This is a genomic window from Paenarthrobacter sp. Y-19, from assembly GCF_029223985.1.
In the GTDB taxonomy this organism is placed as follows: Bacteria; Actinomycetota; Actinomycetes; order Actinomycetales; family Micrococcaceae; genus Arthrobacter; species Arthrobacter nicotinovorans.
In genome coordinates, this window is the sequence record NZ_CP119414.1 from 1,222,737 (window position 1) to 1,236,567 (window position 13,831).

Below are 13,831 nucleotides of genomic sequence, written 5' to 3' on the forward strand. Positions count from 1 at the left end.
ATGACCCTGCCAACAACAGCTACAGAACCAACAACAGCCACAGAACCCACAGTCTCAGCGCAGACCTTTTCTGCCGTCCTCGTTGCCAACCGAGGTGAGATCGCGTGCCGTGTCATCCGAACCCTAAGGGACATGGGCATCCGCTCAGTCGCCGTCTATTCGGAAGTGGACAAGGACGCCAAACACGTCAGCCTGGCGGATACGGCCGTCGCCATTGGCGGAACGTCACCTGCGGACAGCTACTTGAAGATCGACGCCATCATCGACGCGTGCCGCCGCAGCGGAGCGGAGGCCGTTCATCCGGGCTACGGCTTCCTGTCCGAGAACGTTGCGTTCGCCAAAGCGTTGGACGCTGCCGGCATCACGTTCATCGGACCCGGTATCGGTGCCATCGAAGTGATGGGAGACAAGATCCGCTCCAAGAACCACGTGATGGCCTACGACGTTCCCTGCGTTCCCGGCATCGCCAAGCCCGGACTCACTGACCAGGATCTCATTGAAGCAGCCACCGAAGTCGGCTTCCCGCTCCTGATCAAGCCATCGGCAGGCGGCGGTGGCAAGGGTATGCACGTGGTGGAACGGGCCGAGGACATGGCCTCCACGCTTCTGACGGCGAGGCGCGTCGCAGCGTCCGCTTTCGGTGACGACACTCTCTTCCTGGAACGGCTCATCCGGGCTCCCCGGCACATCGAAGTGCAGGTCCTGGCCGACAACCACGGAAACGTCATCCACCTCGGCGAGCGCGAATGTTCCCTGCAGCGCCGGCACCAAAAGGTCATCGAAGAAGCTCCCTCCGCGCTTTTCGAATCACTGGCGGACGGCGCTGCCCACAGGGCGCGGATCGGCGAGGCGGCCTGCAACGCAGCGCGTTCGGTCAATTACAGCGGCGCCGGAACCGTCGAGTTCCTGGTGTCCGACGAACATCCGGATGAGTTCTTCTTCATGGAGATGAACACCCGGCTGCAGGTGGAGCATCCCGTCACTGAGCTGGTCACGGGAATCGACCTCGTTGAATGGCAGGTGAGGATCGCCGCCGGTGAGGTGCTCACCGTGGCGCAGTCCGACGTCGTACTGCAAGGCCATGCCGTGGAGGCGCGGGTGTACGCGGAGGTGCCCGAGCGGAACTTCATGCCGTCGATGGGGCGCATCGTGGCACTCGCTGAGCATGGCGCGGCGGACGCCGCGGTGTCCGGTCAGCAGCAGGCCCATGCCAATGTGCGGATCGACTCCGCCATGCGGGACGGGCTGCAGATCACGGGTGACTACGATCCCATGCTCGCCAAAGTTATCGCGTGGGGAGCGGACAGGGCCGCCGCACTGGACACGCTGGATGCTGCGCTGGGCCGTTACACCTTGCTGGGCGTGGACACGAACGTCGAGTACCTTCGACTCCTGATCAACGACGCCGATGTCCGTGCCGGGCACCTCGACACCGGGTTGATTGAACGCAAGCTGCCGTCCATGGAGTTCCGGCACGCAGGCCCCAAGGAACTGATCGCGGCCGCCCTCACGCTGTGGCTTGAACGCCCGGCCCCGGCGCTCGCAGGAGATGCGTGGAAGAGCGCCGACGCTTGGCGGGTCGGGGCTCCCGGTGCCTGGACCGCGACCTTCGGCGTCCCAGGCGCCGCCATGGCTACGGTCGCCGTCACTGAAAAAGCCGGCACCGTGACGGCAAGGGTCGACGACGGCGAACCGGTGGGCGTGCGGGTGGCCGACCGCAGCGGGACCGGGATAACCCTGGAGTTCGACGGCGGTCAGGTCACCTATGCGGTGGCCACGGCGGACGCACCACGGGAGATCTTCGTGGGTAACGATGGCTGGTCCTGCCGGCTTGAGGTCCTTGACCGGGCCGGGCGCCTGCAACGGATGCTCGCGGGGATCCAGCGCGTCGAAGGAGCAGCCGATCCGGAAGTGCGCTCGCCCATGCCGGGGACGGTGGTTTCCGTGTCCGTGGCCAACGGTGACGTGGTCGAGGAAGGACAGGTCCTCCTGGCTGTTGAAGCCATGAAGATGGAGCACCAACTTGTGGCGTCCGTCGCCGGAACCGTCCACCTCACCAGCAAACCCGGCGATCTGGTCAAAGCCGACCAGGTGCTCGCCACCATCCATGCAGCGGTCGCCGCAGAAGACACGGCCAACGCGGGCCGCGACACCAACAACGGCCGGAACCCAGACAAGAGCCAGAACCCAGACAACGGCCAAATCCCAGACAAGGAAGTCCAGCCATGAGCACGTTTGAACTGACAGAGGAATACCAGGACCTCAGCGATTCCGTCAGGGAGTTCGCCGACGAGGTAGTAGCCCCTGTCTCCGCCAAGCACGACGAAGAGCACAGCTTCCCTTACGAAGTGGTCAAGCAGATGGGGGAGATGGGCCTGTTCGGCCTGCCGTTCCCCGAGGAATTCGGCGGGATGGGCGGAGATTACTTCGCGCTCGCCTTGGCGTTGGAACAGTTGGGGCGCGTAGACCAGTCCGTGGCCATCACCTTGGAGGCCGGAGTATCGCTGGGGGCCATGCCGGTTTACCGCTTCGGCACCGAAGAACAGAAGCAGGAGTGGCTGCCGCAGCTGGCATCCGGCCGGTCCTTGGCCGGTTTCGGGTTGACCGAGCGTGAAGCCGGATCCGACGCCGGCGGCACCAAGACCAACGCCCACCTGGAAAACGGCGAGTGGGTCATCAACGGCAACAAGGAGTTCATTACCAACTCCGGCACGGACATCACTACCCTGGTCACCGTCACGGCAGTGACAGGCCGGAAAGAGAACGCCGACGGCAGCACCAAGAAGGAGATCTCCACCATCCTGGTGCCGACGGACACGCCGGGGTTTACCGCAGAAAAGCCCTATAACAAGGTGGGGTGGAACGCGTCGGACACCCACCCGCTGACCCTGGACAACGTCAGGGTTCCCGAAGCCAATCTGTTGGGCGAGCGCGGCCGCGGCTATGCCAACTTCCTCTCCATCCTGGACGAGGGCCGGATCGCCATCGCTGCCCTGGCCACGGGTGCGGCCCAAGGTTGCGTGGACCTGTCCGTGAAGTACGCCAAGGAGCGCAGCGCGTTCGGACAGAACATCGGCAAGTACCAGGCCATCCAGTTCAAGATCGCCCGCATGCAGGCCAGGGCCCACACAGCCCGCCTTGCCTACTACGACGCCGCCGCGAGGATGCTGGCGGGCAAGCCGTTCAAGACCGAAGCAGCCATAGCTAAGATGGTCGCAGGCGAGGCAGCCATGGACAACGCGCGGGACGCCACCCAGGTGTTCGGCGGCTATGGCTTCATCAACGAATTCACGGTGGCACGCCATTACCGCGACTCCAAGATCCTTGAGATCGGCGAAGGCACCACCGAAGTCCAGTTGATGCTCATCGCCCGCGAGCTGGGTCTGTAACCGTACGTTGGGTCGGCAGTGGCAGGGAAGGATCAAGGATGATTGACAAGGTTGTTGCCAGCGCCGCCGAAGCGGTGAAGGACATCCCGGACGGAGCCGCGCTCGCGGTAGGGGGCTTTGGCTTATGCGGTATCCCCGTTTCCCTGATTGAAGCCCTTCATCAGCAGGGAACCACGGACCTGGAAACTGTCAGCAACAACTGCGGCGTGGACGATTGGGGCCTGGGAATCCTCCTCAAGGACGGCCGCATCCGCCGCACCATCAGTTCGTACGTGGGCGAGAACAAGGAGTTTGCCCGGCAGTATCTGGCGGGGGAGCTTGAAGTTGTCCTCACCCCGCAGGGCACCTTGGCGGAGAAGCTGCGCGCCGGCGGCGCAGGCATCCCGGCCTTTTATACCAAGGCCGGCGTGGGAACCCAGGTGTCCGAAGGCGGCCTCCCGCAAAAGTACGACGCCGAAGGCAACGTTGCGATTGCTTCGGCGCCGAAGGAGGTGCGGGCTTTCAAGGACGGCGACTACGTCCTGGAAGAGTCTTTGACCCCGGACTTCGGGCTGGTCCATGCCTGGAAGGGGGACCGCCACGGCAACCTTGTTTTCCATGCGACGGCCATGAACTTCAACCCTCTCTGTGCCATGGCGGCCCGGGTGACGATTGCCGAGGTCGAGGAACTCGTGGAACCGGGGGAGTTGGATCCGGAGCACATTCACACGCCGGGTATCTTCGTTCAGCGGGTCGTCGTAGCAGGAGCTGCGGAGAAACGGATCGAAAAGCGCACCGTCGCGTTGATCTCCGCAACAAACGGACAGACAGGAGCTTCATGATGGCCGACAACACTTATCAGGACTTACCGCCGCGTCCCGAAGCAGTACGGCACGAGTACCGGCGGGCCGACGTCGAACACCACGAAGCAAAAGGCTGGACCCGCAACGAACTGGCCGCCCGCGTGGCCAAGGAACTGGTCAACGGACAGTACGTGAACCTGGGAATCGGGATGCCCACCCTGATCCCCAACTACATCCCGGACGGAGTGGAGGTCATCCTCCACTCCGAGAACGGCATCCTCGGAGTTGGCCCGTACCCTACCGAGGACAGGGTCGATCCCGACCTCATCAATGCCGGCAAGGAGACCGTGACAACCAACCCGGGTGCTGCGTTCTTCGACTCGGCGTCCTCGTTCGGCATGATCCGCGGCGGACACGTGGACGTGGCGGTCCTGGGAGCGATGGAGGTCGCTGCCAACGGCGATCTTGCCAACTGGATGATCCCCGGCAAGATGGTCAAAGGCATGGGCGGCGCCATGGACCTGGTGTTCGGTGCCAAGAAGGTCATCGTCATGATGGAGCACGTCGACCGCAACGGCCGGCCAAAGATTGTCCCGAGCTGCACGCTCCCCCTCACCGGCAAGGGCTGTGTGGACAGGATCATCACGGACCTGGCGGTGATCGACGTCGTCAAGGACGAAGGTGATCCGCGGTTGGTGTTGCGCGAGCTCGCCCCGAACGTCACCCTTGACGACGTCCTGGCGGCCACAGGCGCCGAGCTGTTCGAAGAGGACCAGGAGCTCACTGTATGACGCGGGTCGTGGAACAACGCGGACTCTACTTCGACGAACTCGAAGAAGGCGTGATCTACGCCCACAAGCCCGGCCGCACCGTCACGGAGACGGACAACGTTCTCTTCACCACGTTGACCATGAACACCCAGGCGCTCCATCTGGATGCTGCCTGGAGTTCCGGACAGCCGTTCGGTCAGCGCCTCATGAATTCCATGTTCACGCTGTCCACCATGGTGGGGCAGTCGGTGACACAGCTGACGCAGGGGACCATCATTGCCCAGTTGGGGCTGACGGATGTCACGTTCCCGCACCCGCTGTATCACGGGGATACGCTGTACACGGAAACGGTGATCACGGGAAAGCGTCTGTCTTCGTCCCGGCCCGGACAAGGCGTGGTGACCATGCAGCACACGGGCCGCAACCAGGACGGTACCGTGGTAGCCCTGGCCACCCGCACCTGCCTGATGTGGACCAAGGAAGCGCACGCCGCGAACCTCGCCGACCATTAGTACGCGCAGCCATCAGCACGCCCAGCAGCAAGGAAATCCATGCACTCTCCCTTCACCATGGGCCCGGCCCTCCTCTTCTGCCCCGCCGACCGGCCGGAGCGTTTCGGCAAGGCCGCGGACCGCGCGGACGCGGTCATCCTGGACTTCGAGGATGCCGTGGCTCCCGCGGACAAGCCCGGGGCCCGTGATGCTGTTTTGAAGCAGCTGGGTGCCGGGGAACTGGACCCCCAACGGACCATAGTGCGCGTGAATCCAGTGGGAACCCGTGACTTCGAACTCGATCTCCAGGCCTTGGAACAGACGCCGTACCGGACGGTCATGCTGGCCAAAGCAGAAAGCGGGGAACAGCTGCGGGCGCTGGCTGGCTACAGCGTCATCGCACTGTGTGAAACCGCATCAGGCATCGTTAATGCTTCCGCCATCGCGGCTGAGCCCAACACCGTTGCCATGATGTGGGGTGCGGAGGACCTCCTGGCTTCCTTGGGCGGACTCTCCAGCAGGAACGGCGACGGCGGCTACCGCGCTGTCGCACTGCACGCGCGCTCCACTGTGCTGCTCGCAGCCAAAGCCGCCGGCAAGGAAGCAATCGACTCCGTGTACGTGAACATCCCGGACTTGGCGGGCCTGCTGACCGAGTCCGCAGACGCGGTGGCCAGCGGATTCGGGGCGAAGGCGTGCATCCACCCCAACCAGGTGGCCGTGGTCCGGGAGGCTTATGCGCCTGCCCCCGAAGCTGTTGCCCAAGCCGAAGAACTCCTCGAAGCAGCGGCCGCCGCGGGCTCAGGTGTGTTCCAGTTCAAGGGCAAGATGATCGACGGACCCATTCTCAAGCATGCGGAAGCGACGCTGCGCCGGGCCAGGCGTTAAACAGAACCGGCCCTTGTTGCGCAGCCACCGTAGACCGGTTCGCTGGGCGAACAAGGGCCGGATTCGTGTGCGTCCGGTACGACGCCTTAGGCGTGGACCGCCGTCGCGAGTTCAGTGAGTTCGACGGCAGCGGGCCTGGCAACCGTGCTCTTGATGACTTCGGCCTTCCCGCTCTTGGCCGAGGCGAGGACCGATTCCATGACGTCCAGTGCATGGAAGGCCAACTGGCCACCGGCCCGCGGTTCCTCACCGGCGGGTGTCGCGGCGAGGTCTGCGATGCCGAAGCCGCGGCCCGAGTCCTTGTAGCCCGCAGAAACCGGGAGGGTTTCCCAGTCCTCGGCGCCAAGGGCGAAGAGCTGCACATCCCCGTCGAAATGATTCGGATCCGGGACGACCAACGACCCCTTTTCGCCATGGACTTCGATATTGGGACTCTTGGTCTTCACGGCGTCGAAGCTCATGAAGAGCGTGGACAGGGCCCCGGAAGCGTGGACCAGTACTCCGGTGACATGGGACTCGATGTCCACCGGGACCTTCTGCCCTTCCCGCGGACCTGAGCCGATGGTGCGTTCGTTTCGGGTATGGCTGGCCGCCCCCACCACCGACACCACGGGCCCCAGCAACGTGACCAATGCGGATACGTAGTACGGCCCCATGTCCAGCAGGGGCCCACCACCGGGCTGGTAGTAGAAGTCGGGGTTCGGGTGCCAGCGTTCGTGTCCGGGAGTTGCCATCGTGGCTGTGGCGGAAACCGGTGCACCGATCAGTCCGTCGTCGATCGCCTTGCGGGCTGTTTGAATACCGGTACCCAGGACGGTGTCCGGTGCACAGCCAACCAAGACACCCGCGGCGGACGCAGCCTCAAGTACCTCCTTGGCCTCAGTAGTTGTGGCTGCGAGGGGCTTTTCGCCGTACACCGATTTGCCGGCGGCGATTGCCTTGAGTGCGATCTCCGCGTGAGCAGCCGGGATGGTCAGGTTCAGCACCAGCTCGACATCATCCGCTGCCAAAAGCCCGTCCACACTCAGCGCCCTGACGCCCTCGTAGGAGTCGGCCACAGCCTGCGCCCTTGCGGGATCAAGGTCTGCCACGGCCACCAGATTCACCGAATCCAGCCGGCGGAAGTTTGCCAGGTACTGGGCAATGATGGCGCCGCAGCCGATGATGCCGACGTTGAGCGGCTTGGCGGGGTTCAGCGGGATGCCCACAGCATGCCCCTTTCGATGATGGTGCGGACGTTGCTGTCCTGCAGGATTTCCACCCTGTGGCCGGGGGTGCAGACGAAGATTTTGCCCTTGCCCCACTGGCGTGTCCAGATGGCCGGCGAGGTAACTTCGCGGTTCCAAGGATCCCACTCACGTACTTTTTGGGTGGTGGTGGCCAGGACATCAACGTAGTCGTCGCTCAAAACCCAGTACTGCTCCGTGACGAGGTCAAAATCGCCAATTCCCTGGGTAATGGGGTGTTCGGCTGCGGCGGGCAGCATGTTCACCGTGTAGGGAACATAATTGTCCGATTGCTCCCCGGTCTGTTCGTCCGAGTGCTTACCCGGGTGGCAGGCGAACTGGCCACCGATGAGATGGAGGTAATCGGAGTTGTTGCGGTAGGAATCGGCGATTCCGCCGTGCCAGCCGGCCAGTCCCGTGCCGTTTTCGACGGCGGTCCGCAGCCCTTGGAACTCGTCCTTCTCGATGGTGGACATGGTCATGCATTGGACGATCAGGTCCACACCGGCCATATATTCAGCGTCGGCATATATCTTGGGTGACTCTTCGACGCGGACGTCGTAGCCGTTGTCCCGCAAGTAGGGGAGGAAAAGCTCCGTGGCCTCGATTGGCTGGTGTCCATCCCAGCCGCCGCGGACCACCAACGCGGTCTTGTTATTGCTTGTCATGGTTTCCTTCGTATCGGGGCGTGTTCGTTGGAGTCAGGGTAGGGATTCAGCGTGTTGCGAAGGCCGCATCAAAGGCAGCGGCCGGAGGACTGATGGCAGCGAGTTCGCGGACCATCTTGAGCGCCTGGGGAGCGCCCACCAACCGGTCCATGCCGGCGTCCTCCCATTCGATGCTGGTTGGTCCTTCATAACCAACAGCGTTCAAGGTGCGGAAGATCGGCTCCCAATTCACGTCGCCGTGACCGGCCGTGACGAAGTCCCACCCGCGGCGGGGATCCGCCCAGGGCAGGTGGGAACCGAGACGGCCGTTTCGTCCATTGAGTTGCCGGACGGATTCCTTGACGTGGACATGGAAGATCTTGTCGGCAAAGTCCTGCAGGAACATCACCGGGTCCAGGTCCTGCCAGATGAAGTGGGACGGGTCGAAGTTCAAGCCAAAGCTCTCCCGCGGCCCGATGGCTTCCAGGGTGCGCTTGGCTGTCCAGTAGTCGTAGGCGATTTCCGATGGGTGGACTTCCAGGGCGAAGCGGACACCCACTTCGTCAAAGACGTCCAGGATGGGATTCCACCGATCGGCGAAGTCCTGGTAGCCGCGCTCAATCATGGCGTCCGAAGCCGGTGGGAACATGGCTACGCACTTCCAGATGGACGAGCCAGTGAAACCGGTGACCGTCTTGACGCCCAGCCTCGCGGCGGCGCGGGCCGTGGTTTTCATGGCTTCAGCCGCGCGTTGGCGTACGCCTTCAGGGTCACCATCGCCCCATACCGCCGGGGCGAGGATGTCACGGTGCCGCTCATCGATGGGGTCATCGCAGACGGCCTGTCCGGTGAGATGGTTGGCAATGGCATGGACAGTCAGGTTGTGCTTTTCCAGGATGTCGAGCTTTCCCTGAAGATAAGCGTCGTCCTCCACCACTTGCAGGGGATCCAGATGATCGCCCCAGCAGGCGATTTCCAAGCCGTCAAAGCCCCACTCGCCTGCAAGCCGTGCCACTTCCTCGAACGGCAGATCAGCCCACTGGCCGGTGAAGAGGGTGATGGGTCGGGTCATGATGCTTCCTTGTCGACGTTCTGCCAGCGGCTTGCGTTGTCCGCGCTGGTCTCGACTGCGGCCAGTACCTTTTGCACCTGCAAGGCATCAGCGAACGACGGCGAGGGCTGCTCGCCTGCGTCGATCGCGTTCACGAGGTCCACAACCTGATGGGTAAATCCGTGCTCATAGCCCAAACCATGTCCGGTGGGCCACCAGTTGGCGGTGTAGGGATGGGACGGTTCGGTGACCATGATCTTCCGGAAGCCCGCGTCCGGTTCCAGCGCCGCTTCATAGAACTGCAGCGAGTTCATGTCCTCGAAATCGAAAGCAAGGGAACCCTTGGTGCCGTTGAGCTCCAGGCGCATGGCATTCTTGCGTCCCAGGGCAAAGCGGGTGGCTTCGAAGATGCCGATGGGTCCTGACTCGAACCGCGCAGTGAACAGGGCCGCATCATCAACGGTTACCGGGCCACGCGGTCCATCTGAACCGCCGTGTCCGCCCAACCCCACGAAATCGCCGCCCACCGGGCGTTCCTTGACGAAGGTTTCCAGCAGCGCAGAGACTCCGGTGATATTGAGGCCGGTGATCCACTGCGCGGCGTCGATGCTGTGGGCTCCGATGTCGCCCAGGGAACCGGAACCGGACTTGGATTTGTCCAGTCGCCACGTCAGGGGTGCGTCCGCATCGCTGAGCCAGTCCTGGAGGTACTGGGCGCGGACATGGCGGATTTCGCCGAGCCGGCCTTCTTCAACCATTCTCTTTGCCAGTGCCAAAGCAGGCGTGCGGCGGTAGCTGAAGCCGCACATGGACAGGACTCCGCGCTCGGCTGCTGCCTGCGCGACGACTGTCATCTTTTCGGCTTCCTCCACGGAGTTGGCCAAGGGCTTTTCGCACAGGACATGCTTGCCGGCCTCGAGCGCGGCAATGGCGATCTCGGCATGGGTGTTGCCCGGGGTACAGATGTCGATCAGGTCGATGTCGTCCCGTTCGATCAACCGCCGCCAGTCGGTTTCGGTGGATGCCCAGCCGTATTTGGCTGCCGCAGCCTTGACACCGTCAGGATTCCTGCCTGCCACGGCCGTAAGTTCCGGTGTCCGTGGCAGGTCAAAGAACCGCGGTGCGGTACGCCAGGCGTGGGAGTGCGCGGCGCCCATGAAGGCGTAGCCCACCATTCCTACACGCAGTGGTTTTGCTTGTGTCACAGGGGAGTCCTTTCTATTTGCTGAAGCCTGCGGTCAGGCCGCTGACCAATTGGCGGCGTCCAAGGACATAGATCACCAGGATGGGCAGCGTGCTCAGCACGACCGAGGCGAGAACGGCAGGGATGTTGACGCTGAACTCACCCTGGAAGGACCACAGACCCAAGGGCAGGACGCGCAGTCCGGGACTTTGGGTGAGCACGAGCGGGAGCAGGAAGCCGTTCCAGACATGCAGGCCGTTGTAGATAGCCACGGTGACGATGGCGGGCTTGGTCAATGGAAGAGCCAAACGCCACATGGTCTGCCACTCGCTGCACCCGTCCAGGCGCATGGATTCGAAGAGCTCGTTCGGAACGTCGCGGATGAAGTTGGACAGGATCAATACCGTCAGCGGTATGGCGAACGCAATGGACGGAAGCATGATGGCCAACAGGCTGTCATAGAGATTCAGGCGGATGATCATCAGGTAGATCGGGATGATGGTGGCCTGAAGGGGAATTGCCAGTCCCATCAGGAAGACACCGTTGACGAACTTCAAGTACCTGCCCTTGCCGCGCACGATCGCGAAGGCCGCCATGAAGGCGATCAGGACCGTGGGGATAACCGATCCCAGTGTGACGATGACGCTGTTCATGAAGTAAGTGGCGAAGTTGGCTTCAAGAACCAGCTGGTAGTTCTCCAGGGTCGGGGCTGTCGGCAGCGCCATCGGATTTTGTCCGAAATAGCCTTCGGAGGTCTTCAGGCTGGTGATGACGATGTAGTAGACCGGAATGATGATGACGGCCAGCCAGATCCAGCCGCCGAGGCCGCCGGGGATGTTGAGCCGCCTGATCCGTGTGCCAAGGCTTTGCTTGGCTTTGATCGACGATGCCGCAGAGGCGGGTGTTCCGGGTTTTGAGTCGCTCTTGAGGACAGTACTCACGTTACATACCTTCCAGTTGGCTGCCCTGTTGGTCCTTGCCGCCCAGGCGTTGGAGGAATAGGGCCAGCGCCAGGCCAATGACGACAAGGATGACGGCGATGACGCTTGCAGGTCCCATGAGGTTGGCCCGGAAGCCGCGCAAGTACATGTCGAGGGCCAGGATGCGGGTGGTGTTACCCGGTCCGCCACCTGTGAGGACGAAGATGAGGTCGAAATACGTCAGCGACCCAACAACCATCAGGGTTGAGGACGTGATGATGGTGTACTTCAGCTGAGGCAGGGTGATGTGGAAGAACTGCTTGATGGTTCCTGCGCCGTCGATCTGGGCCGCTTCATAGAGCGACTTGGGGATCTGCCGCACGCCACCTTGGTAAATCAGGGTGTGGAACGGCACGAACTGCCAGGCGATTACGAAGATGATCAGTCCGAGTGCCAGCTGGGGCACTCCCAACCAGTCCTGGGCAAGGAACGGAAGTCCCAGGCCCATGGCCAGGCCGAAGTTCGGGTCCAGCAACGCCTTGTAGGCGATGGCGACCGCAGCCGAGGAAAGCAGCAGGGGCAGGAAGTACAACACGGCCAGAGCTGCCCTGTATCGCTGCGTTCCCGCGGTAAAGACCCCCAGCAACAGACTGATGGGCGTCTGGACGAGCCAGGACACAATCATGATCATGAAGGTCAGGCCAAGGGAGTTGTAGAGCTCGGGGTCGGACAAGACCGACGTCCAGTTCTCCATTCCGGCTGCTCCAATGGCGCCGATGCCGTCCCAGTTGGTGAAACTCAGGATCAGTACCCCGAGAAGCGGTACAACGGCGAAGACGACAAAGAAGAACAAGGCCGGAATCGTCAGCCAGGGAAGCGCGGATCTTTGCTGCACGCTTCCTTGGGTCTTTTGTGTACCAGAGGCAGCCCTGTTAGAGGTTATGGAGCTCATTTGCCCAGGGTGGCATTCATGTTCTCAGCGAATTGCTGCGGGGTGATCGACTTGAGGAAGAGCTGGTCAATGTTGTTCAGCAGGGCTTCGGCAGCGGTGGGGCTCAGGGCCTGGTCCCAAGACTGCTGGAAGTTGGGGGCGTCCTTGCCCAGGGCGTAGACGAAGTTCAGGAAGTCCTTGTCCGGGGACGAGGCAAGCTTGTCTTCAATGCCCTTGACGATCGGAACCGAGCCGGAGTTGATGTAGGCGTCGATGACCGTATCTGTCATGATGCCGTCCTTGAAGAATTTCTTGGCCGATTCCTTTTCCTTGTCCGTGGCCTTGGCCGAGATCGACATGTACTGGGCCGGGTTGCCCACGCCGTTCTTCGGGTCTCCCTTGCCGCCGGCAACGGTCGGGAAGTTTACGAAACCGAGCTTTCCGTTCTGGACGAAGTTCTGGCCGTCCTTCTTCATGGCGCCGTAGGTCCAGGAGCCCTGCAGCATCATCGCTGCCTTGCCGGTGAACAGGAGGGCCTGGTCTGCCTTTGAATCCGCCGTGATGGAGGAGAAACCCTTGATGAAGCCATCGGCGGAGACCAGTTCCTGGATCTTGGTTCCGGTTTCGATGACGGCCGGGTCCATCCAGGCGTTGGGCTTGCCATCGAAAATAGCCTTGAAGACCTCGGGGCCGCCGATGCGGTCCAGCAAGTATTCCAGCCACATCATGGAGGTCCAGCGGGATTGTCCGCCCAGGGACAACGGGGCTACGCCCATGTCGTTGAAGGTCTTGACCAGGGACATGAGGTCTTCCCAGGTTTTCGGCGGCTGGACTCCGGCTTTGTCGAACAGGTCCTTGTTGTAGAAAAGGACGATCGGGGCCACGTACTGGTTGGGAAGGGCGTAGATCTTGCCGTCAACCGTTGCTGCTCCGAAGGAGGAGGGGAAGAACTTGTCCTTGAGGTCCGGGTTGGAATCAAACCAGCTGGTGAGGTCTTCAACCTGTCCCGCGTCGGCGTACGTTTTCAGGCCACCGCCACCCCAGCCGTAGATGATCGTGGGGGCCTGGCCGGCCCCGATGGCCGTCTTGATCTTGGTCTTGTACGCGTCGTTCTGGAAGTACGTGACTGCGATCTTGTTGTCGGGATTGGCCGATCCGAATGCATCCACGGCCTTCTGCATGGTGGTTTGGTTGGGCTCACCTGTAAGGAACCACATGCTGGCTCCTCCTCCGCTCGCACCGCCTGGACCGGACGTGCCGCAGGCGCTTGTGGCCATGGCGGCGAAGGGAGTCACGGCCGCGAGGGCCAGGAAGGAACGCCGGGATGATTGGAACTGCTTCATTGCTTCTCCAGGGGTAGTCGCATCACTGAGCAAGCCTTGGTGCTTACTGCCGAACAGAGTGCCTGGCCCGAAATTTATCGAAAAATTTCGATGCCATGATTTAGGTCACGGTCTAAACTAAAGCCTGCGTCACAGTCCGTCAAGGGTCTCCTGGTAAAGATCTACGGTGATAAATCCGGTGAATTGCACGCGTCAGATTTATCGCCGATA

At 62.3% G+C, this 13,831-nt stretch carries 13 protein-coding genes; 6 read left to right on the forward strand and 7 right to left on the reverse strand.

Annotated features, from left to right (window positions below; translation table 11 throughout):
• The 6 genes from PYR64_RS05620 to PYR64_RS05645 are packed head-to-tail and all read left to right on the forward strand — an operon-like array spanning position 1 to position 6,320.
• On the forward strand, positions 1-2,229 hold the full coding sequence (locus tag PYR64_RS05620; protein ID WP_275778821.1) for a biotin carboxylase N-terminal domain-containing protein: 2,229 nt from the start codon (positions 1-3) through the stop codon (positions 2,227-2,229).
• The gene (locus PYR64_RS05625; protein ID WP_039240561.1) at positions 2,226-3,389 is read left to right on the forward strand and encodes an acyl-CoA dehydrogenase family protein; all 1,164 of its coding nucleotides are present in this window, start codon (positions 2,226-2,228) and stop codon (positions 3,387-3,389) included. Before PYR64_RS05620 ends, PYR64_RS05625 begins: the two co-directional genes overlap by 4 nt.
• Before the next feature lie 38 nt (positions 3,390-3,427).
• Positions 3,428-4,210, forward strand: a complete 783-nt coding sequence (locus PYR64_RS05630) for a CoA transferase subunit A (protein WP_275778825.1) — start codon at positions 3,428-3,430, stop codon at positions 4,208-4,210.
• The gene (locus tag PYR64_RS05635) at positions 4,210-4,962 is read left to right on the forward strand and encodes a CoA transferase subunit B (protein WP_055977977.1); all 753 of its coding nucleotides are present in this window, start codon (positions 4,210-4,212) and stop codon (positions 4,960-4,962) included. The genes PYR64_RS05630 and PYR64_RS05635 overlap by 1 nt, the downstream gene beginning before the upstream one ends.
• On the forward strand, positions 4,959-5,453 hold the full coding sequence (locus PYR64_RS05640; RefSeq protein WP_018779012.1) for a MaoC family dehydratase: 495 nt from the start codon (positions 4,959-4,961) through the stop codon (positions 5,451-5,453). Before PYR64_RS05635 ends, PYR64_RS05640 begins: the two co-directional genes overlap by 4 nt.
• A 39-nt stretch (positions 5,454-5,492) precedes the next feature.
• Positions 5,493-6,320 (forward strand): CoA ester lyase, encoded by an 828-nt coding sequence (locus PYR64_RS05645; RefSeq protein ID WP_275778827.1) that lies wholly within the window; start codon positions 5,493-5,495, stop codon positions 6,318-6,320.
• Positions 6,321-6,406: 86 nt separating this feature from the next.
• Here the strand turns inward: PYR64_RS05645 and PYR64_RS05650 are convergent, their stop codons facing one another.
• The 7 genes from PYR64_RS05650 to PYR64_RS05680 are packed head-to-tail and all read right to left on the reverse strand — an operon-like array spanning position 6,407 to position 13,621.
• Positions 6,407-7,528: a Gfo/Idh/MocA family oxidoreductase gene (locus PYR64_RS05650; protein WP_275778829.1), complete on the reverse strand. Its 1,122-nt coding sequence runs from the start codon at positions 7,526-7,528 to the stop codon at positions 6,407-6,409.
• Positions 7,513-8,214 (reverse strand): ThuA domain-containing protein, encoded by a 702-nt coding sequence (locus tag PYR64_RS05655; protein WP_018779015.1) that lies wholly within the window; start codon positions 8,212-8,214, stop codon positions 7,513-7,515. Before PYR64_RS05655 ends, PYR64_RS05650 begins: the two co-directional genes overlap by 16 nt.
• Before the next feature lie 46 nt (positions 8,215-8,260).
• Complete coding sequence (locus tag PYR64_RS05660) at positions 8,261-9,265, reverse strand: sugar phosphate isomerase/epimerase family protein (protein WP_193589685.1); 1,005 nt, start codon at positions 9,263-9,265, stop codon at positions 8,261-8,263.
• On the reverse strand, positions 9,262-10,449 hold the full coding sequence (locus PYR64_RS05665) for a Gfo/Idh/MocA family oxidoreductase (RefSeq protein ID WP_026267330.1): 1,188 nt from the start codon (positions 10,447-10,449) through the stop codon (positions 9,262-9,264). Before PYR64_RS05665 ends, PYR64_RS05660 begins: the two co-directional genes overlap by 4 nt.
• A gap of 13 nt (positions 10,450-10,462) precedes the next feature.
• Positions 10,463-11,368, reverse strand: coding sequence for a carbohydrate ABC transporter permease (locus tag PYR64_RS05670; RefSeq protein WP_018779018.1), 906 nt, complete (start codon positions 11,366-11,368; stop codon positions 10,463-10,465).
• A 1-nt stretch (position 11,369) separates the two neighbouring features.
• Positions 11,370-12,299, reverse strand: a complete 930-nt coding sequence (locus PYR64_RS05675; protein ID WP_064723189.1) for a sugar ABC transporter permease — start codon at positions 12,297-12,299, stop codon at positions 11,370-11,372.
• Positions 12,296-13,621, reverse strand: a complete 1,326-nt coding sequence (locus PYR64_RS05680) for an extracellular solute-binding protein (RefSeq protein ID WP_275778833.1) — start codon at positions 13,619-13,621, stop codon at positions 12,296-12,298. Before PYR64_RS05680 ends, PYR64_RS05675 begins: the two co-directional genes overlap by 4 nt.
• Positions 13,622-13,831 lie beyond the last annotated feature (210 nt).